Origin of the sequence: Microcoleus sp. B7-D4 (genome assembly GCF_036705125.1) — a bacterium.
Lineage (GTDB): Bacteria > Cyanobacteriota > Cyanobacteriia > Cyanobacteriales > Microcoleaceae > Microcoleus.
The window spans coordinates 15,800-37,000 of sequence record NZ_JAUBTT010000059.1 but is presented as its reverse complement, the minus strand read 5'-3'; the positions used below and the strand labels follow the sequence as shown (position 1 = coordinate 37,000).

The 21,201-nt window shown below is 47.5% G+C and carries 13 protein-coding genes and 1 CRISPR repeat array; of the genes, 4 read left to right on the top strand and 9 right to left on the bottom strand.

Annotated features, from left to right (window positions below; genetic code table 11):
- Positions 1-246 precede the first annotated feature (246 nt).
- Positions 247-2,160, bottom strand: a complete 1,914-nt coding sequence (locus QUB12_RS22910; RefSeq protein ID WP_333143196.1) for a heavy metal translocating P-type ATPase — start codon at positions 2,158-2,160, stop codon at positions 247-249.
- Between the two features lie 781 nt (positions 2,161-2,941).
- Between QUB12_RS22910 and QUB12_RS22905 the strand changes: the two genes are divergently transcribed.
- Positions 2,942-4,042, top strand: coding sequence for a precorrin-8X methylmutase (locus tag QUB12_RS22905; protein WP_333308496.1), 1,101 nt, complete (start codon positions 2,942-2,944; stop codon positions 4,040-4,042).
- Positions 4,043-4,084: 42 nt separating this feature from the next.
- Positions 4,085-6,603: a CRISPR direct-repeat array (repeat unit 37 nt; unit sequence GTTTCAATCCCTGATAGGGAGTTTGGTTAATTGCGGC).
- A gap of 278 nt (positions 6,604-6,881) precedes the next feature.
- Here QUB12_RS22905 and QUB12_RS22900 read toward each other — a convergent pair.
- From QUB12_RS22900 to QUB12_RS22870, 7 genes are all read right to left on the bottom strand, one after another.
- Positions 6,882-9,014 (bottom strand): DNA-binding protein, encoded by a 2,133-nt coding sequence (locus QUB12_RS22900; protein ID WP_333308495.1) that lies wholly within the window; start codon positions 9,012-9,014, stop codon positions 6,882-6,884.
- 282 nt (positions 9,015-9,296) lie between these two features.
- Positions 9,297-10,013, bottom strand: a complete 717-nt coding sequence (locus QUB12_RS22895) for a Uma2 family endonuclease (RefSeq protein WP_333308493.1) — start codon at positions 10,011-10,013, stop codon at positions 9,297-9,299.
- A gap of 33 nt (positions 10,014-10,046) precedes the next feature.
- A complete protein-coding gene (locus QUB12_RS22890; RefSeq protein ID WP_333308491.1) occupies positions 10,047-11,054 on the bottom strand; it encodes a ribonuclease III domain-containing protein in 1,008 nt (335 codons plus the stop codon).
- Between the two features lie 351 nt (positions 11,055-11,405).
- Complete coding sequence (locus QUB12_RS22885) at positions 11,406-12,098, bottom strand: hypothetical protein (protein ID WP_333308490.1); 693 nt, start codon at positions 12,096-12,098, stop codon at positions 11,406-11,408.
- A gap of 151 nt (positions 12,099-12,249) precedes the next feature.
- Positions 12,250-12,918 carry a hypothetical protein gene (locus QUB12_RS22880; RefSeq protein ID WP_333143202.1) on the bottom strand — a complete coding sequence of 223 codons (669 nt, stop codon included), beginning with the start codon at positions 12,916-12,918 and terminating at the stop codon, positions 12,250-12,252.
- A 426-nt stretch (positions 12,919-13,344) separates the two neighbouring features.
- Positions 13,345-14,118, bottom strand: a complete 774-nt coding sequence (locus QUB12_RS22875) for a PP2C family serine/threonine-protein phosphatase (RefSeq protein WP_333308488.1) — start codon at positions 14,116-14,118, stop codon at positions 13,345-13,347.
- 288 nt (positions 14,119-14,406) lie between these two features.
- Entirely contained in the window at positions 14,407-15,069 is a 663-nt protein-coding gene (locus QUB12_RS22870) for a VWA domain-containing protein (protein WP_333143204.1), read from the bottom strand.
- Between the two features lie 247 nt (positions 15,070-15,316).
- On the opposite strand from QUB12_RS22870, the gene QUB12_RS22865 reads away from it, so the two are divergent.
- Positions 15,317-15,919: a Uma2 family endonuclease gene (locus QUB12_RS22865; RefSeq protein ID WP_333143205.1), complete on the top strand. Its 603-nt coding sequence runs from the start codon at positions 15,317-15,319 to the stop codon at positions 15,917-15,919.
- Between the two features lie 52 nt (positions 15,920-15,971).
- Entirely contained in the window at positions 15,972-16,226 is a 255-nt protein-coding gene (locus tag QUB12_RS22860; protein WP_333046688.1) for a DUF6737 family protein, read from the top strand.
- Between the two features lie 547 nt (positions 16,227-16,773).
- On the opposite strand, the gene carB is transcribed toward QUB12_RS22860, so the two are convergent.
- Positions 16,774-20,085: a carbamoyl-phosphate synthase large subunit gene (carB, locus tag QUB12_RS22855; protein ID WP_333308507.1), complete on the bottom strand. Its 3,312-nt coding sequence runs from the start codon at positions 20,083-20,085 to the stop codon at positions 16,774-16,776.
- Positions 20,086-20,861: 776 nt separating this feature from the next.
- On the opposite strand from carB, the gene QUB12_RS22850 reads away from it, so the two are divergent.
- A complete protein-coding gene (locus QUB12_RS22850) occupies positions 20,862-21,056 on the top strand; it encodes a hypothetical protein (protein ID WP_333143207.1) in 195 nt (64 codons plus the stop codon).
- Positions 21,057-21,201: the final 145 nt, after the last annotated feature.

Here is a 21,201-nt window from a genome sequence, read left to right as displayed (position 1 = left end):
ATACCATTTTCTAGACTTTTTCTAGGTTAATTTTTCTTGCAGTTTTGAGCAATTTCCGATTTTGGTATGATTCTATACTTTTGACGGTAGCGTGTTTTGAGTGACGCAAACAAAAATTGTAGTTTTTCTTAATATTTGGATTTTTTAACCGCAGAGAACGCAGAGAACGCAGAGGAAGAGAAGAGAGAGACTAATAATTCCGATGAAGAGCGGATTTGATATCACTCTTCCTCTGTCTCGATTGGTCTAATTTCTGAGCAGTCGCAAACCGCTTAATGTGACTATTACTGTAGAGCCTTCGTGACCGATTACGCCGAAAGGCATGGTGATGTTTCCGAGAAAATTGGCAGCCAGTAACACTATAATGCAACTGAGTGCAAAAACAATGTTTTGTTTGACAATTTTTTGAGCGCGGCGGCCTAAACTAATTGCTTTAGCTAGTTGCTCTAATTTATCTGCCATTAATACTATATCAGCAGTTTCTAAAGCAACGTCGCTGCCGGAAATTCCCATCGCAATGCCGACGGAAGCTTGAGCGAGGGCGGGGGCGTCGTTGATGCCGTCTCCTACCATTGCTACAGTTTGATACTGGGTTTGCAGTTGTTTTATTGCCTGCACTTTGTCTTCTGGCAAAAGTTCGGCGTAGACTTCTTTGATGCCTAATTGACGGGCGATGTGTTGAGCTGTTTTCTCGTTGTCGCCGGTTAGCATAATTATATGTTCTACGCCTAATTTTTGCAAGTGTTTTACTGTTGCTGCTGCTTCGGGGCGGAGGGTATCTGCTACTGCAATGATTCCCAAAAGCCGATCGTTCTTTGCTACCCAAACAACGGTTTTACCTTCGGCTTGCAACTGCTGGCTGATTTGAGTCAATTCGGAGGTTGCTTCGACAAATTCGGCTTTACCAATGGCAATGATTTGATTGTTGACTTTGCCGACAATTCCTTGGCCGATTTTTGCTTGTACGTCGGTAGCGGTTGACAATTGTAACTGTTGCTGCTGGGCGGCGCTGACAATTGCGTGGGCGATCGCGTGTTCGGAATGAGCTTCTAGGGCTGCAGCCAATTGCAGAACTTCTGTTTCAGTATATCCGGCTGCTGGTACAATTTGGATAACTTCGGGTTTTCCGGTGGTGAGAGTTCCGGTTTTGTCAAAGGCGATCGCCCTGACTTTACCAATCATCTCTAATTGCGCGCCACTTTTAAACAAAATCCCCTGTCTCGCCCCATTAGCAATTCCCGAAAGCAGCGCCGGCATAATCGAAGCCATCAGCGCGCAGGGGGATGCGACTACTAGGAAAATCAGCGCCCGATAGATTGTCTCTTCCCAATTCCAGCCCAAAACAAAGGGCGGCAAAGTTGCGAGAAGCAAGCCTAAACCTACAATTAATTTAGCATAACCGCGCTCGAATTTTTCCACAAACATTTGAGAAGGCGGCGCTGCTGTTTGCGCTTCTTGAACCAGCCGAATCACTCGCTGAATCAAGCTGCTTTCTGGAGTTTTATGAACTTCGAGTTTCAGCGCGCCGACACCGTTAATTGTACCTGCATAGACTTCATCGCCGCTGGTTTTTTCCACGGGCATCGATTCGCCGGTAATCGAGGCTTGATCGATCGCACTGTAGCCTTCTATAATTATCGCATCTGTGGGGATGATTTCTCCGGGCTTGACTAAAATGTAATCGCCTATTTCCAATTTGTCGATCGCAACTTCCCGTTCCCCGCCGTACATTACCACTCTAGCAGTATCCGCAGTCAAACTCATCAAACTGCGGATGCTGCGTTCAGTCCGCTGCATAGCATAACCTTCAAGGGCGCCGCTAATTGCAAAGATTAAAATCAACACCGCACCGTCAACAATTAAATGATATTCTTGCCGCCATAGCCCTAAACCGGCCGCGCCCAAAGCAGCGACAATCATTAACAAATCTACATCTAATTCGCGTTCTTGAAAAAGGGTTGTTAAGCCTTCGCGGGTACTGGAATAGCCGCCGATAACATAAGCTGCGGGTAAGATTAACACGGCTACACCCAGCCAGCCGAATTGCAGGGCTAGCGAACCCAAGATTACTAGAATTCCGCACAGGGCGGCAGTCACAGCATCTGGATGTTCTTCTGCGAGGCGCCAGAGGCGAGAATTGGGGAGGGAATTGGGAGTCATGGGGGAAATTTGATTTGGTAGATGACTCCTTTACCCTAAACCTTGACATTAGTGTCAATGTCAAGAGTGAAACCAAAATAAATCCAGCATCAACTCGCCCCTCGTTGAGTACCAGAGTCCGACAGTCCGACAGGGAATGAATTCCCTGTCTCATAGCGCAAGTCCTCTGAAAGAGGACTGAAGATAGCTGAGAATTGAATTTAATGTTTCAGTCGGTTTTAACCGACTTCTGCTATGAGACGGGGAATTCATTCACTCCTAGGACTGTGGGTGAATGCGTGGGATTTCAATCACTCCTAGGACTGTGGGTGAATCTCAAGGCCCTCGCCTTCAACTTGTCATTCGTTACATCCGACAGTCCGACAGGGAATGAATTCCCTGTCTCATAGCGTAAGTCCTCTGAAAGAGGACTGAAGATAGTTGAGAATTGAATTTAATGTTTCAGTCAGTTTTAACCGACTTCTGCTATGAGACGGGGATTTCAATCACTCCTAGGACTGCGGGTGAATCTCAAGGCCCTCGCCCTCAACTTGTCATTCGTTACATCCGACAGTCCGACAGGGAATGAATTCCCTGTCTCATAGCGTAAGTCCTCTGAAAGAGGACTGAAGATAGTTGAGAATTAAATTTAATGTTTCAGTCGGTTTTAACCGACTTCTGCTATGAGACGGGGATTTCAATCCCCGGCGGACTGTGGGTGAATGCGTGGGAATTGATTCACTCCTAGGATTGCGGGTGAATCAGAAAGCCAAATATACAATCCCAAAATTCCCAAAATCCAATGCAAGAATACCTGACAATCAAACAACTTACAGAAGCGGTAAAAGGCACAATTACCCCTCGGATGGTGCGACATTATCACGCTTTGGGGCTGCTATCTCCGGCTGTACGATCGACCTCTAACTACAGATTGTACACCCGCAGCGATGTACAAAGACTGCAAAGAATAGTGGCACTCAAGCAGCAAGGCTTTCAACTGTCTCACATTCGCAAACTGTTAGAAACTGATGCGGATGCTTCGCCTGACGCGCTGATGGCGACTCTGCAACGGCAATATCTGTCGGTTATTCAGCAAATTGTTCGCCTCAGAGAAACGGCTTCGGCGCTGGAAGGATTGCTGGGACGGGATATTTCCTGTCAAGCGCTGCAAGCGGACGCATTGGCGCAATTAAGGCTGTTGCAGGCGGAAACTGAGGGGGGGTTGGATGAGTTGGAACAATTTTGGGAGGGTTGGGATGCGGGGGCGCACACTCACCCGGAGGTTTTTGGGGAGTCGTTGCAGCATTTGTTGCCGGATTTGGCCGATCGCTCGGAAATTGAGGTAGACTTGCTTTCTAAACTGGTGTTAGCCTGCGGAGATTGTTCGCTGCTGCCGTTTGTGAAGTTGAGCGAAACGGCGATTAAATCGGCGCGGGAAGCTTTGAAAAATCAGTGTCAAATTGTGGCTGATGTGCCTCCTGTTTTTGCGGCTTTGGATGGGACAAGATTGGCACATTTGGGAACAAGTATTGCAACTTTAATTGATGACCCGCACATCAATGCTGCGGCGGAAGCGGAACAGGAATTCTGGCGGCAGGGTGAGTGGTTTGAAAAGTTGTTGAAACTGGAAAAAGGATGTATATTAGTGATAGGATATGCGCCCTCTGTGCTGATGGCGGTTTGCGAGGCGATCGAGTGTGGGCAACTGCAACCGGCTTTGGTAGTTGGAATGCCGATCGGTTTTAGTCATTCTCCGGTGGCGAAACGGCGGTTAGTGCGATCGGGCGTTGCTTATATTACGACTGTGGGAACTTTTGGCGGCGGATTGTTGGCGGCGGTTGCTTTGAATGCTTTGGTTGAGTCTTTGATTGAAAAGCCGAATTGTCACTGTCATCTCAATTGAAATACTTACCGTGCTAAAGCAGCGGTGATTCTTGACGCTTCATCGTCAATCCCTGATAGGGAGTTTGGTTAATTGCGGCTCCTGTTACTGTGTCTCGGCATTTATCTAATTCGTCGTCAATCCCTGATAGGGAGTTTGGTTAATTGCGGCTCTCATTGCTGCTTTTAAACCGCTGCTAAATAATCGTCAATCCCTGATAGGGAGTTGGGTTAATTGCGGCACAGCAATTGCTAATTGTACTAAAGAAGCCATTAGTTTCAATCCCTGATAGGGAGTTTGGTTAATTGCGGCCTTGATAAAATAGGATTGGTTGGAAATCCGATCGCAACTGTTTCAATCCCTGATAGGGAGTTTGGTTAATTGCGGCTGGCGATCGCATGAAATCTCTGGCTCAGGAGAATGTTTCAATCCCTGATAGGGAGTTTGGTTAATTGCGGCCAACCGGGAGAAGCCGCCCAAAGGGATTGCGATTGAGTTTCAATCCCTGATAGGGAGTTTGGTTAATTGCGGCCCCGCGCCCGCGATATATGTAATCTGTGTGAAGCTTGTTTCAATCCCTGATAGGGAGTTTGGTTAATTGCGGCAAGCGATCGCCCCTCTGTAAAAGCGATCGCTGGAGTTTCAATCCCTGATAGGGAGTTTGGTTAATTGCGGCAAACGGCTCAAAACTTGTATGGCAAGGATAATAAGTTTCAATCCCTGATAGGGAGTTTGGTTAATTGCGGCCCCAGAATTTAAGAGCGATGGACTGATAGAATGCGTTTCAATCCCTGATAGGGAGTTTGGTTAATTGCGGCGCCGTGCTTGCAGACTCCGGCTTTGGGTAAGAATTTGTTTCAATCCCTGATAGGGAGTTTGGTTAATTGCGGCTTTTTCGTCCGAATAACCGCCTGATGATGGTCGTTTGTTTCAATCCCTGATAGGGAGTTTGGTTAATTGCGGCCTCGGAGTAGTAAAGCCTGCTACCGCTGCTCCAGCAGTTTGTTTCAATCCCTGATAGGGAGTTTGGTTAATTGCGGCGATCGAGTAAAAGCATTTTTCGCCACCTACTAGATAAGTTTCAATCCCTGATAGGGAGTTTGGTTAATTGCGGCCCACTTATCACGCTTATACACGGGAACAGAAATTTTGTTTCAATCCCTGATAGGGAGTTTGGTTAATTGCGGCTCGGCACTGGCACTGCCAATTCAAAGATCCAGAATCATAGTTTCAATCCCTGATAGGGAGTTTGGTTAATTGCGGCTCAAGATTTGCAGTTAATGCAGCACAAATACAATTTGGTTTCAATCCCTGATAGGGAGTTTGGTTAATTGCGGCAGGAAGGTGATCAGGAAGTCTGGGGAAGTAGCAGGTTTCAATCCCTGATAGGGAGTTTGGTTAATTGCGGCCCACCTCGGACTCCCGTGCCACTTTGTGTCGCCGTGTTTCAATCCCTGATAGGGAGTTTGGTTAATTGCGGCTTGGTTGTGGGGTCTGTGTCGCGAAAAAGCAGATCGTAGTTTCAATCCCTGATAGGGAGTTTGGTTAATTGCGGCATAACACTCTTCAGATACAAGAAGCTTGCCGAAGCGGTTTCAATCCCTGATAGGGAGTTTGGTTAATTGCGGCTCTGTGGGGTTGCATCTACCCCTATATTTATATCAAAGTTTCAATCCCTGATAGGGAGTTTGGTTAATTGCGGCCTTATTGATTGAAAGTCGGTCGGCGGGGGATTTAGGTTTCAATCCCTGATAGGGAGTTTGGTTAATTGCGGCGTAGGTTGGTTTGAGAGTCCACACAACGAGTGTTATGTTTCAATCCCTGATAGGGAGTTTGGTTAATTGCGGCCAAAATTCTGCAAACCGTGGCAGCAATGCGGACTAGAGTTTCAATCCCTGATAGGGAGTTTGGTTAATTGCGGCCGGGCCACCCAAATCTTTACTTCACGAAAGCAGAAGGTGATGGTTTCAATCCCTGATAGGGAGTTTGGTTAATTGCGGCCGCGAGTAATTCGCGGCGATCGCGCTCAAGTTCGTCGTTTCAATCCCTGATAGGGAGTTTGGTTAATTGCGGCGGGAATGGGTAAGTAGTTCCAGTGTCCGCAAAAGTTTCAATCCCTGATAGGGAGTTTGGTTAATTGCGGCTTGCAAGTGTTACTCCAGCGCGTCCCAGAAGAAAACTGACGTTTCAATCCCTGATAGGGAGTTTGGTTAATTGCGGCGGCGATTAATTGTTTACGTATCACTTAGGCATTTAGGTTTCAATCCCTGATAGGGAGTTTGGTTAATTGCGGCCGATGGCTTCTAAGCTTTGGCAGCAAAACAATTTGTTTCAATCCCTGATAGGGAGTTTGGTTAATTGCGACATAGGTACAAAAAAGAGGTAGCTGATATGATGCTTGTGTTTCAATCCCTGATAGGGAGTTTGGTTAATTGCGGCAAAAGCGGTCAAATTTTTGACCGCTTTTTATATTGTGTTTCAATCCCTGATAGGGAGTTTGGTTAATTGCGGCTTATTTTGGTTGCGACAGGAAAAGAGAACGGGCGTTTCAATCCCTGATAGGGAGTTTGGTTAATTGCGGCGCCCGTTCCAGAAGCTTTGCTGTATTTGGTTTTCAACGTTCATTTGCGTCTGCATAAAACAAAAGTACCATTTCAGCCTTCGACTTGTCAATACCCAACTTTTCAGACAGCCCTCAAACCCTTGTCCTGCATAGATTCCAGCGATTGCGTCTACCATTTTATTGCTTGAACTGCCTCAAACCCTTAGAGCATATACATTATAGCCCCAAAAATTAACCCCTCGATTTTTACACCTAGGCATAGACGCATTTTCCACCCAAAAACAGACATCAACCGAATCACCACTTACCCAAAGCCCCCCAAACAGTACCCGAAACCACGCCCCAAATCGCCCCCAAACCAGCCCCCACGATCGCCCCCGCCACAGGCCCCAACTCCACAGGCACTCCAGCGCTAACAGCCGGAAACATCGCAGACACAACCGCCCCCAACACAGCACCCGCAAAAGTCCCCAAAAAACTGCCCCAAATCGCCCCCAAAGCCCCACCCCTCACCCCCGAAGGCTGAAACGAAATCGGCAACTTCGGCGCAAACCCGCAAAAACCCAACAAACCCCCAGAAACCACACCTCCAACAGAACCGACACCAGCCGCCACGATCGCCACACCCAGCAGCAAACGCGCAAACTCATCCACCGGCCGCATCTGGACACCGTATTGCTGCCAAACCACCAGCCCAGCCCCCAAAAAAACACCAGCCAGAGTCCCCACAAACGAGCCCCAGACGGCCCCCAAATACCCTCCCCGCCGGCCCCACACCCTCCCCGCCGGCAGCGCCAGAGGAGGCCGAAAACTCGCCCAAACACAGCCCCAGACAGCACCAACCCCCGCCCCAGCCAAAATCCGCTCCCCGATTCCCGGAGTGCTATTAATTGCCCCAAACACCGCACCGCCGATCGCCGCCAACAAAAAAGCCCCCCAAGACGCCCCCACCAAAACTCCGCCCCACTTCCGCCAAATCTGATTCGGCGGCAAAGTAAAAACGCCCCACATCATCCCAAAAAAACAGCCCCAAATCGTACCAACAAAAATCGCCCCCAAAATAGCGCCGCCGCCCTCAGCTATTACCGAATAAATCCCCCCGATCGCCGCCAAACACAAACTACCCCAAACACCTCCCCAAGCAGCATCCTGAACAATGCGCTCAAACTTGCCCACCGGAAGCTGAGGCGCAGGAGTCCGACTCCGAGAAGACATCGGCATCGGTAGCAACGGCACTGCGTACTGGCCGATTGGGCGCGACAGCCCCGTGGCGGGCTGTTGCCGGCGCACTGCGGGCTGGGGTACGACAGGCGGTGGTTGGGGCTTTTTACGCTTGATTTTCGCAGGCTGCAAGTGCAATCCGTTGCTGACTGCTTGCCGCGAAGGAAACGGATCGCGGCCTTTGAGGAGTTTTGCCCGATCGCACCAAGGACACCGACTGAGATGATTTCCGTACTTATGCTGACTGTTTTTGCTGCAAGTTACCAAAGCATCTTCGGCTTCCCGAATCGCATTCACCCAAGTTTTCGCATCCGGGCGCGCCGCAGGATTGCCGTGCCCTTCCTCAAAACAGCGGATAAACATCTGCCGCAGCCGGGGATGTAGCATCTCGAAAGGAGGCGCAGCGGGCATCGGGCGGTAGCGGGCGGGCACGGGGGCACCGCCCCTACTGCATCCGGGGACATGGCCCGATCGAATTCTCGCTTCCAAAGACGGCGGTTCATCGCTACCGAGATAAACTCCCGAAAACGGATGTGTACCTTCCATCAGCAATTGAAAAATTAATACAGCTAAACCGAACAAATCGTGCTCTGGAGATCGATCGATATCGCGGAAAGTCTGCCCCTGCAACTCCGGCGGCGTAAACTCTGGTTTCCCCACGGGACACCGATAAACGTAACCGGTATAAGGATCGCGGACTTGAAACGAATCCGTGTCTACCAGCGTTACCAACGCCGTATCCGTCACGAGAATGTTCGACTCGTTTACGTCGCCGATGACGTAACCCCTGACGTGGAGGGCGTTTACAGCCGAGGCGAGATTTCTGGCGGTACGGTGGAGGTAAAGATAGCTAAATAGCGGTTTTTGTTCGCGCCTGGTTTTGGGTGTGTAGAAAGTGTGTACCGGCATCACTTTGTTGACGCGCGGCATCACAAAACCGACGATTTTTTCTCGCCCGCCGACAGTATGCAGCAAATCGATCGGCCAAGCAATGGAAGCGTGCCCCGGTTCCGCGATCGGCGCATCCGGCGGCATACTGAACATGACTGTGAGTTTGTCGCCGTCTTCGTCTGTCGGTTTGTGGTAGATTTTTGCTACAAGGGACGAGTCTTGGGCGATCGGGTAGATGCGGCCTTCACCCCCGCTGGCGATCGCGGTTTTGGTGTCGATCGCAATCAGTTGTCCGCTAAATTGGCGCTGCAACTGCATAGAATTCGCTTAGGGTATGGGGGCATCAATCGATTTTAGATTTTAGATTTTGGATTTTAGATTAAAGAAAGCTACCCCACTGATAAATCCGTAATTCTATTTTATTGTGGGGAGTAGGGCTTGGGCAGGAGAGCCCGCCCTGGAAAATTCAGCAACAGGCTACGAGGGCCTATTCCACGATAATTCTATTTTATTGTGGGTTAGGCAGGAGAGCCCGCCCTGGAAAACTCAACAACAGGCTACGAGGGCCTGTTCCACAATAGTTCAATTTTGCAGTTGTGCTTACAATTGATTGGGATCGATGCCCATTTCTCGGAGTCTTGATTCCAAAGCTTGCGATCGCGATCGTTCTTGTTCCAGCAGCATTTCTGCCTGTTCGGCCCGCAGCCGTTCTTGTTCGGCCCGCGCCTCGGCTTGCTGGATCTGTCGATCGAGTTCCACAAAACTCCTAAACGGTTCTCCAGATGGCCCGAACATTTCGAGTCCTGTTTCTGATAATTGAAACCGCACTCCCAGTCTCGGACTTACCCAACCGTCCATTTGTTCGATCGCTTCTAATTGTGACTCAACCCGCAACCATCCTGTCAGTTCTAATGTTTGCGGGTCGTACAAATAGTATTCTTCCACGCCGTAGCGTTCGTAGAATCTGAATTTTTCAATCATCGGAGTCAGACGATTTCCCGGCGACCAAATTTCAAACGCGACTTGCGGTGCAATATTATCTTCATGCCACTGTTGGTAGGAACCTCGATATCCTTTTGGTCTCCCCAAAACTACCATCACATCTGGTGATTGGCAAAGTTTATTATTTCCTTCCACGGGATACCAAAGCAAGTCACCTGCTACGAAAACATTTGGATCATCGGCAAACAGCAATTCTAAGTTTTCTTTAATCCAAACAATTAATCGAAACTGATCCGTATTGTTTGACATCGGTTCGCCGTTATCGTCGGGGTAGATGATATTTGATTTTTCGGGAGATTGCAGTTGTGTAACCATTGCTGTTTCCCCAATTTTTTTGACAAGTTGATTTTATTTTAGTCGATCGCCTGTTTCCTCTTCCAGTTCGTCAACTGCGGTTTGGATAAAGTTATCCACCAACCAGTCGCGGGTACGCGAGAAATTGCTTCTCAATTCCAGGTACTGACTGCCTAGTTTTGCCTTAAAGTCTTTGGGGAAAATCTCTTTGGCCACTAACATATTTTTCCAGCGAGTTAGCTGGCTGGCGTTGCGTTCGGGAAAGCGGTTGTACAAATAGTCGATCGCGATCGCATCTAGAATAGCCGCACCCAGCATTTCCCGCCGTTTCACCTCGTTTTCTGGCCCTACTTGTCGCGGCTGAGTTAGATCCAGATGCTGGCTAATGTTTGGTTCAATCAAGTGCTGAATCAGCCAGTTTCCCCCACGGAAAAAATCGCGATTCAACTCCAAGTAAATCGCGCCAAACAAAGCTTCAAAAGCCTCCAAAAAATTCCTAGTCTGCTCGCTTTTGTCTGCTTCTTTCCCATTCCAGACGCGCCAACCGAGTTCGTTTAATTTCAGATTTTGTGCAAAATCCGCAAGTTTTTTCGGATCTGCTAAACGAGCTTTTAAGGTTGAGATAGCATCGGGATCGAGTTCTGGATATTCGCGGTAGAGGTAATCGGTAACAACAGCACCGAAAATCGCTGCGCCTAAGAGTGACAGCCGTTTGTACTTAACCTCTTGCCAAGCGGGAGACTCCTGGGGGCGATCGGAGTAATAGCTGGTAGAGTAACGGCAATTCAAGGCAATTTCCAGCAGTTTTGTCTGCTGAAAGCTGGAAAGGTCGATCGCTGCTTTGACTGCTTCAATATCTACCTTTTTATTTTTTATTAGCTCTAATTCTTCTTCACATTTTCCCCACTTTTCCAACCACTCCCCGCCAGCATCTTCCACGTACAAATCCACAAAATCTACCCCGTAATTCATCCAGTCATCCTGCATTTTTCGGGCTGCTTCCAGTTCTTCCCAGACTTTTTGCAAGTTATTTTCAACGATGCTCGTACCTTGTACAGTCATAGTATTTGATTTTGATGTAATTTGATTTTTTTTCCCACAATTCCACGGCGATTAAATCAAATCTCAATTCAATTTAGGCCGAGTTGCTAGTTATTTAACAAGATTGATTGCTGCGGTAAATCTTCCCTGCTTAGCCTTGGTATCAAGCACCTGTTGTCGCCGTCTGGCAGACCCCTCCCGGAACCAGAAAAGGGGAGGAAGAATCTTGCTCCGCCTTCCCTTTTGCGGGAAGCTGTCTGGGGACTAGGCTTTTGCCATTGTCGAGAATTGTGCAATATGTGAGTTAGTCAAATTTTTTTTTTCACGGAGTTTGGAGCAGTCGAACTATTCTCAGCAGCATATCTGCTTGATTTACGGGAACTTGAGGTAACGACCTGCGGGCAAATTATCACTATTATATAATGCAATGTTAACTAACTGGTTCAGGAAATTTGCATCGTTTTTATCATAACTTAAGAATAATCCTCTGTCAATCCCCCAAGCTTGAAGAGTTTGTTGCCAATTTTGATATTTTAGTTCAGAAAACTCATCCGAAAGAGTAGTGACTTGAATGCAGAGGGGCTGTTGTTGGCGGTTGCTAACGATGGAATCGGTTGCCATAGAAAGATCTGCAACATATCGATACAAAACAGTGCCTTGCCGATCGACAATTCGGGCTGCGATCGCACGAATCACGAGATCATCTCCCGGATCGAATTGGCCGGCCTTGAGTTTTTGTTTCCAGATGTAAAATTTGCGATCGTTTTCGCTCAGCCATTTAGGAAATAGATAGCTGTACCAATACCTTTCTCCCGGCGTCATTAACTCAAACGCGGCTTGCTGTTCTCTTTCCGAAGGTAGAGATTGAACTGCCAGCCAAACCTGAGAATCTCGGATAAGCTGCAGCAAAAAAGCCATCACAAATTTTTTAGCAGTTAGCGAACCGGGTTTAATATCTTTCACCCAGCGATTGATTTCATCCAATCTTCTCGCTAAACTCGGATCTATTAGATCTGCGTCGCTAATTAGGGAGTTGAGCCGATCCTTAATCTCTTGTGCTTGCAAATGACGACCTACTGTACAAACTAAAGCAAAATTGTTGACACCTCGATTTTATTATAGAACCGCGCCAAATTTTCACCGCTCGCGAGACAGCGCTAACAATTTTTGTGGGGTAGGTATCCTGACAGCCCTTGACTTGATTTTTCGGAGATGTCTATTGAATAGTTGCTGCCGATTCCCGCAGGCGCAGGTACAATAAAACCAAATAAACATTCATCAACGGCCCGGCTAAAAATCCGAGTAGATTACTTGTAAGCTGATATCCTACGGATTTGGCCGTCGGATCGATTAATAGGGAAATCAATATTATTGGCACAAAAACAAGCAAAACAATCAGAGAAATCGCTCGAAATAGCAACCACCAGCGCCCTTTAGTTAATTTCCAACTGCTGCTAAGACTGTCCACCGCCGAAGAGTTATCAATGACGGTAGCGTACAATGAAAATGTTAAGCGATATGATACATAAAGACCGGGAATTATTAGTGCAATGAAGCCTGCAAACACCACCCCCACAAACAAAATATAAGCCAAAATAAGGTGCAGCAATCTTCTGCTTGCTTGATTGAAAGCCTGACCCACAGTTACTTGATTTCGAGTCAAACTTCGGTAAGTGTAGAAAATCATGGCTCCCGAAAATAAAGGAACTGCCACGAACGAGTAGATAAAGAAAAGAACACCTGCTGAACCGAGATTGCCAAAACTATTGAGCGCGACCAATATAAAATTGGGAAAATTGATTGTCAACAGGGGAGCGTATATAGGCCCCGTAGTAGCAAATGTTTCTCGCAGCAAGCTTCTGGCACTAATTCGTGGATCTGTCATAATTTTTTATCCGCTTTTTGTAAGTGGAGTTGAGATCACATCTTGCACCATTCTCAATAAGCCTTTTCTGAACAGGCAAGATGCCTGTTCCACAAGAAAATTTATCTTTTGTGGAACAGGCATCTTGCCTGTTCTTGAGAATGGTGCAATATCTCAAGTTGAACAGACTAGACATTGGTCGAAAAAGTTGCTAACAATAATGTTAAGTCATCATCGGTGCGTTCGGAAACGCGGGGCGATCGCAAAGTGGATTTGTCATAATTTTTTATCCGCTTTTTGTAAGTGGAGTTGAGATCACATCTTGCACCATTCTCAATAAGCCTTTTCTGAACAGGCAAGATGCCTGTTCCACAAGAAAATTTATCTTTTGTGGAACAGGCATCTTGCCTGTTCTTGAGAATGGTGCAATATCTCAAGTTGAACAGACTAGACATTGGTCGAAAAAGTTGCTAACAATAATGTTAAGTCATCATCGGTGCGTTCGGAAACGCGGGGCGATCGCAAAAATGACTCTAACTGCTGTTTCGCATCTTCTTCTTCTTTCCACTCGCCAGAAAACCGAAACAAAGGCGCAAAAAACGGCTTGTGCGGCGTGCCTTCTGGGATTTTGAGAGCTAGCATTTGCAAGCCGTCGGAAAAAACGGCTAAGTGCGGCAGTTTTTCCCGCAGTACCTGAAATTGCGCTGTTTCTATCGCATTCGGCGAAATCAAAAAGATAGTTTCGTTGATGTATTCGCCGCAGGGAGGTACTGTCAGGGCGATCGCATTTCCTGCACTATCACCTGCTACCGCCGCACCGTCGCCGATTTGAGCAACTGCGATTAATTCTGGTGTAGCAACAACCGCAATTAAAGTGCAGGCTAAATCTCTCGCAGCCACTTCCCGCACTGCCGCTTCTGCTTCCACCTGTGCCCGCGCAACTTGCAGTGATGCTGTCAAGAATACCTGCCATTCGTCGTCAGTTTCAGGCAGCCTTTCCTGTTGCTGGGAAATCGTTTCGACAACCGCTTCCACAGCAATTTTTGCCCCAACTTCTGCGAGTGCTGCCGAGCCCGCACCGTCGGCAACCGCTGCCGCTAAAACACCGTTTGGCAAGAGACGCCAGCAGTGGGCATCTTGACAAGGCTGCGCTCTTTTTTCGTGGCTCGTACCTATCACCGATGCCGCCACAACTTGCCAATTAAAGGATGAATTCTGCATTAATAACTCTTTAACTCAAAACTTCGTAAATTCACAACTATGCAAAGTCTGGACGGGTTTATTTATCCCTAATTACAGCACTTTTCTGGGTTCGTAGGTACTAGCCCTTGTAGGGACACGGCACTGCCGTGTCCCTACGGCACTCTCACTAATGACCAATGACTAATGACCAATGACTAATGACCAATGACTAATGACCAATGACTAATGACCAATGACTAATGACCAATGACTAATGAGCAATGACTAATGACCAATAACTAATGACTAATGACCAATGACTAATGACTAAACAGTTCCCCATCCGGGTGGCGGCAGTGCTACTTGTTCATCAATTTTTGAGTGAGAAACTCTCTGCATACTAGCCGAAAGCCAGATGAACATCTCTCTAAAGTCTAATCCTTTCAATTTTACAGGCGTGCGATCGACAATTTGCGCGAGACGGGGAATATTAGCACCTTCCACTCCGACTGCAAAAAATGCCACGCGCTTGTTAGTTTCTTCCTCTTTAATCCGCTGTGCTGCTATTTCCACAACATCGTCGGATTCACCTTGAGGTTCGCCGTCGGTAATCATAAATACCCACGGGCGGTAGTAGGTAATGCCGTTGTTGCGGTATTCGGATTTGCGGGCGGCAATGGTATCTAATGCTAGCTGAATGCCTGCGCCCATGTGGGTTTGTCCTTGAGCTGTCAGCAGTGGCGTCTCGAACTGGTCGGCGGTAACGAAGTCTTGCACGACTTTGATCTGATTGTCAAACGAAATAATCGCGACTTCGACTCGCTTTTTAGCTAGTTCGTCTTTAATTAGGTCATTCCTAAAAATTTCCAGCCCCTCATTCAAGGCATCTATCGGTGCGCCTTGCATGGAGCCGGAGGTGTCCAGCAGGAGGACGCAGGGACAGCGCGGCTCTGGGTTTTCGGCAAATTCTACGGCTTCGTCTAGTCTCATGGTTCGGGGTTGACCTGGGAGTGGCTCGATTTCTAGGTTTGTTACTTTCTACCCTAGCAACTAGGTGACATATTTAACTCAATCTGCCCGCTGGCGCTCGTATTTTACCATTTACCTGAATCGATTTGAGATTTTTAATTGTAGATTTTAGATTTTATAATTGGATGTCTGGGGTCAAAAAAACAAATTTCTTCCTGCCTGTGGTAATATAGACTAATAGTATTACTGCAAAATAAGGAAGAATCTTATGATTGCAACAGTCACGCAAAAATTAACCTTTGACCAATTCCTTGTAGAATGTCCAGAAGATGGACTCTATGAACTGGTAAATGGAGAAATTGTAGAGATGAATGCGACAAGAAATCATGATGATGTTGCGGATTTTACATCTGACTCATTTAAAGATGAAATTAAACGGCTAAGTTTAAATTATGTAGTCAAAAATACCGCCGTTATCAGAACTGTAACTAAAGCCGGAATCGAACAAGGGCGGAAACCGGATGTCAGCGTAATCGATCGCGATTTGTGGCGGTCAAACCGTTCTGCTTATTCTGCCTTACAAGAACCAATTCAACTGGCAGTGGAAGTAACATCGACGAATTGGGAGGACGATTATATAGACAAATTGGACGAATATCGGCGCCTCGGAATTCCTGAGTATTGGATTGTCGATTATTTAGCAATTGGCAGCAGGGAATTTCTGGGAAATCCCAAAATTCCAACTGTATTTGTTCACCTTTTGGATGCAGATGGCAACTATCAAATAAGCGTGTTTAAAGGCAGTGAACGAATTGTGTCGCGAACTTTTCCCGAATTAACGCTGACAGCAGAAGAAGTGATGAATGTTTAACTTCGGTTAATCCAGCTAGCCCGACTATTCTCCATAAAAAATCACTGAAAATATGAAATCTATTTCTGATAAAAAACTTTCTAATCAAAAAGCTATTAGTCCTTGGAGTTACAAACCTTGGTGGTGTCAACCTTGGTCGATTCTTTTGACAGGCACGAGTCTGATTTCCGGTAGTTGGTTTTTGTTAAAAACTGTTTGGATAACGGTTTTAGTCGCGATTCCTTTATTAGCTTGGATGGGTTTTTTCTTGTTAGTTTGGCCGAGGTTGATGCTGTCTAGCGGAGTTTTGGATTCCGATGCAGATTAGGTTTTGGTGGCGGCACCTTATGTTTAGGGTAAGGTGCGCGACCATTGGTGTCAACTTAACGTTAAACCCTCAGTCCGGCAGGGGTTAAAACAATAGCCTCAAAGCGAAAGTCCTCGCTATGAGGACTAATGAGTTCTTCAGTCCTCTTCGAGAGGACTTTCGCTATAAGACAGGGAATTCATTCCCTGGCGGGCTGCCTGGTTAGCGAGAGGACTGTTTCATTCTCTTGTAGGGGCAATCCCCCCGTGGTTGCCCCGATGTCTGAAACCCCGACCCGCTCGTCTATGGGCTGGGCGGGCACGGCAGGGCGGTTTCATTCTCTTGTAGGGGCAATCCCACGCCCGGTTGCCCCGATAGTCTGAAACCCCGACCCGCTCGTCTATGGGCTGGGCGGGCACGGGGAGTAGGGGTCGCACCGCCCCTACAAAACCCTGCTTTTTCTGAGAATGAAACAGTTCTGGGGTCAGCCGGAGGACTGGCGGACTAAAAGCTTCAGTTGACACTAATAGTCCGCGCTGCACACCCTAAACATAGGGTGTTTCGCCCTCTAGGCTTGCGGGTAATAGTCTTGAATTGCTTTTACTTCCATCGGGTAGGATTTGAGCGATCGAATTCCCGCTGCTGTCGCTTTGGCACCGGCTATTGTGGTAATAATCGGGATTTTGTAAGTCAAAGCTGTGCGGCGGATAAAGATGCCGTCGGCGCGGGATTCTTCGCCGGAAGGCGTGGTGATAATTAGTTGAATTTTCTCATTCTTGATCGAATCCAACAAATTCGGCCGCCCTTCGTGCAGTTTCAATTCCAAATCAACCTCTAAACCTTGCTCTTGCAAAACTTTGCGTGTCCCGTGAGTTGCGACTACTCTGAAACCCAATTCTAAGAATTCCTTGACAACGGGTACAACTGCTAGTTTGTCCCGATCGCGCATCGAAACCAGCACAGTTCCATACAGCGGCATCATTTGTCCCGCGCCGAGTTGAGCTTTGGCAAATGCTTTGCCAAAATCGGTGTCAATTCCCATGACTTCGCCGGTCGATCGCATTTCTGGCCCTAACAAGGTATCAGCTCCCGGAAACTTAGCAAAGGGCAATACAGCTTCTTTTACCGAAACATGAGTGGGTATAATCTCTTCAGTAAAACCCAAAGCTTCTAGAGTTTTGCCAGACATGACTCGCGAGGCCATTTTTGCTAAGGGAACTCCGATCGCCTTGGAGACAAAAGGTACTGTCCGAGAAGCGCGCGGGTTAGCTTCCAAAATGAAAACTTCTTCCCCTTGAACCGCAAATTGAATATTCATCAACCCGATCACTTTCAGGGATTTTGCTAAATCTACAGTCCAGCGACGGATTGTTGCCAAAGCTGCGTCCGAAAGCGTTTGGTAAGGGATAGAACAAGCAGAGTCGCCGGAGTGGATTCCCGCTTCCTCGATGTGCTCCATAATACCGCCGATCGTCACATTGCCAGTAAGATCGGCGATCGCATCGACATCCACCTCGATCGCATTCTCCAAGAACTTATCAATTAAAATCGGATGCTCCGGTTCTACTAGCACGGCATAGGTCATGTAACGTTCCAATTCCGTATCGGAATAAACAATTTCCATTGCTCGCCCGCCTAATACGTAACTGGGTCGCACCACTACCGGATAACCGATGCGTTGAGCTACTATTAAAGCATCCTCAAAACTACGGGCTAAACCGTTAGCAGCTTGCTGAATATCCAATTTCCGCAGAATCTTTTCAAATCGCTCCCTGTCTTCAGCAGTATCAATGGAATCCGGCGAAGTTCCCCAGATTTTTGTTTGTACGTCGGGGTGATTTTCCAGAGCTTTTTGTAAAGGCAGCGCCAACTTCAGCGGGGTTTGTCCGCCAAACTGAATAATTACTCCTTCGGGATTTTCGGCTTCGATGATGTTGAGAACATCTTCTTTTGTTAGCGGTTCAAAATACAGGCGATCGCTCGTATCGTAATCCGTTGAAACCGTCTCCGGGTTCGAGTTGACCATAATTGTCTCAAAGCCATCTTCTCCTAGGGAATAGGAAGCGTGACAGCAGCAGTAATCAAACTCAATTCCCTGTCCGATCCGGTTCGGCCCGCCACCTAAAATCATCACTTTTCGTTTGGTAGAAGGCAAAACTTCCGACTCCGGCGCGAGACTGTGGCCTACAGGCGAAACTTTCTTTTCTTCATCGCCCAATTCCCAAATTGCCGCTCCCGCTTCGTAGGTGGAATAATAATACGGTGTAAACGCTTCAAATTCAGCGGCACAGGTATCGACGGTTTTGTAAATCGGAATTACGCCTAACTGTTTGCGGTAAGCGCGGACTTGATCTTCCGATGTTTTGGTGGCGTAAGCAATTTGGCGATCGCTAAAACCCAACTGCTTTACTTCAAACATTGTCTCTTTTGTGAACTGTTCCAACCGCGTTCGTTTCAAGAACTTCTCAGTTTCCAGCAATTCCTGCATTTTATCCAAAAACCAAGGATCGATTGCTGTGAACTCGAAGATATCTTCCACCGACATTCCCATCATCATCGCGTGGCGAACTGTAAAAATGCGATCGGGATTTGGCGTCCGCAATCCGGCGCGAATTTGTTCCAAACTCGGCAACTTTTCCGGTTTGTCGCAGCCGAAACCCGCGCGGCCTGTTTCCAATCCCCGCAGGGCTTTTTGGAAGGATTCATTGAAGCTGCGCCCGATCGCCATTACCTCCCCAACTGACTTCATTTGCGTTGTCAGAGTGGGTTCGGAACCGGGAAACTTTTCAAAGGCAAATCGGGGAATCTTCGTCACCACGTAGTCAATTGTCGGCTCAAAAGACGCCGGAGTTTTCTTGGTAATATCGTTGGAAATTTCGTCTAGGCTGTAACCTACCGCTAATTTTGCCGCCATTTTGGCAATAGGGAAACCAGTTGCTTTCGAGGCCAAGGCGGAGGAACGGGAAACCCTAGGGTTCATTTCAATAACGATGAAATCTCCGTTGACAGGATTGACGGCAAATTGAATATTGGAACCGCCGGTTTCAACTCCGATTTCGCGAATAATTTTCACCGAAGCATCCCGCAGGCGCTGATATTCTTTGTCTGTGAGAGTTTGCGCCGGGGCGACGGTGATAGAATCGCCGGTGTGGACGCCCATCGGGTCGAGATTCTCGATCGAACAAATAATCACTACATTATCTGCCAAATCCCGCATTACTTCCAGTTCGTACTCTTTCCAACCAATCAAAGATTGTTCGATCAAAATTTGCGATACTGGACTGGCGTCAATCCCGCCTTGTGCCATTTCTTCAAACTCTTCTTGATTGTAAGAAATGCCGCCTCCCGTGCCGCCCATTGTAAAAGCAGGACGAATAATTAACGGATAACTGCCGATTTGGTGACCAATTGCTTTGGCTTCGTCGAGAGTGTTGGCAATTCCCGAAGGGCAAACTGCGACCCCAATTCGCGCCATCGCTTCCTTAAATAATAGTCGATCTTCTGCCATTTCAATTGCTGGCAACTTAGCACCAATCAACTCGACGTTGTATTTTTCTAAAACGCCATTTTTAGCGACTGCTACTGCTAAATTTAGCGCAGTTTGACCGCCCATAGTCGGTAAAACTGCTTGAGGTCTTTCTTTAGCGATGATTTGTTCGAGGATGGCCGGCGTTAGAGGTTCGATGTAAATGCGATCGGCAGTTTCCGGATCGGTCATAATCGTTGCCGGGTTGGAATTCACCAACACTACTTCAAAACCTTCTTCTCGCAAAGCTTTGCAAGCTTGTGTCCCGGAATAGTCAAATTCGCACGCTTGACCGATAACAATTGGGCCGGAACCAATAAGAAGAATCTTTTTTAAGTCTTGACGACGGGGCATAGGTTCGTAATTAGTAATTGGACAAGGTGGAGGATTAATTTGATATTTTGCATCAGTCTTAGAAAGAGGGTTTCTAAGCTGTTCCCCCAAAAGCTTACTCAAAAAAGTGCAAGTTTTGTTGTTAATTTGAAATTGTGCACCATTCTCAGCATTTTGGAAGCAGAACCTCGGAACTCCGGCCCACAGACACCCCCAGCTAACCAGAAATATTGATGAGAAAAGGGTGCAGTCGATCGGTAAATCAAGACTATTTTAAGTGTTGCGGTCAAATCGTGTTCTAAAATACACAATCCCTGTATTCCGCCTGATTAATCATTGTAGAGACTTGGGCCAAGGCTTGTGTTGACTGTGGGGGGGAACGGATAAAATTAACCGGGTTGGATGATGAAATTTCCCGTAGCACGGGCGAGGGCGGGACGCCATCGCCCTCGGAGGATGTGACAATCACAGATCCAGCCATGTAGCCGCGGCGATGGAGGACACGGCAATACCTTGTGCAAAGCGTGTCAACTTAAGCCCATCGTCCGCCAGTCCTCCCACCCGCCCGTCAGTCCGCCAGGGAATGAATTCCCTGTCTAATAGCTAAAGTCCTCTCAAGAGGACTAATGAGTTTAAAAGTCTTCTTCTGAGTCCTCATAGCGAGGACTTGAGTTTTGAGGCAGGGGTTTCAACCCCTGTCGGACTGCGGGTTTAACGTGTTTGTTGACACGACGAAAGGCACGGTGTCGTGTCCCTAGCGTATTTCAGCCTATTTTTGGGCTTTGCGCGATCGGCGAATGAGTACGCTTATCACTTGTCCCGGCTGTGCGCCTCGCTGTGGCGGACTCCAATCCCCGACGGCGGCAAATCCCAGTCGGTACAAGGTGTGGATGGTTTCTAACACGGCTGCGCGGGAACCGACAACCGTTATCCGCACGACTTCCTGTTCCGATACTGCTGAGTCGTCATTTGGACGCGCGGATAAGTTATAAGGAATACCCTGAAAACCCCGTGACTTCAGTCCGGGGATGAAAGGGCGTTGCAGGATTCATCCTGCCTGCTCTCTTTACCCCAGTCTTAAATCTAAAATCTCATCTTTTCAATTCCACAAACTTTCGTGAAAAGTTTTGGACACGA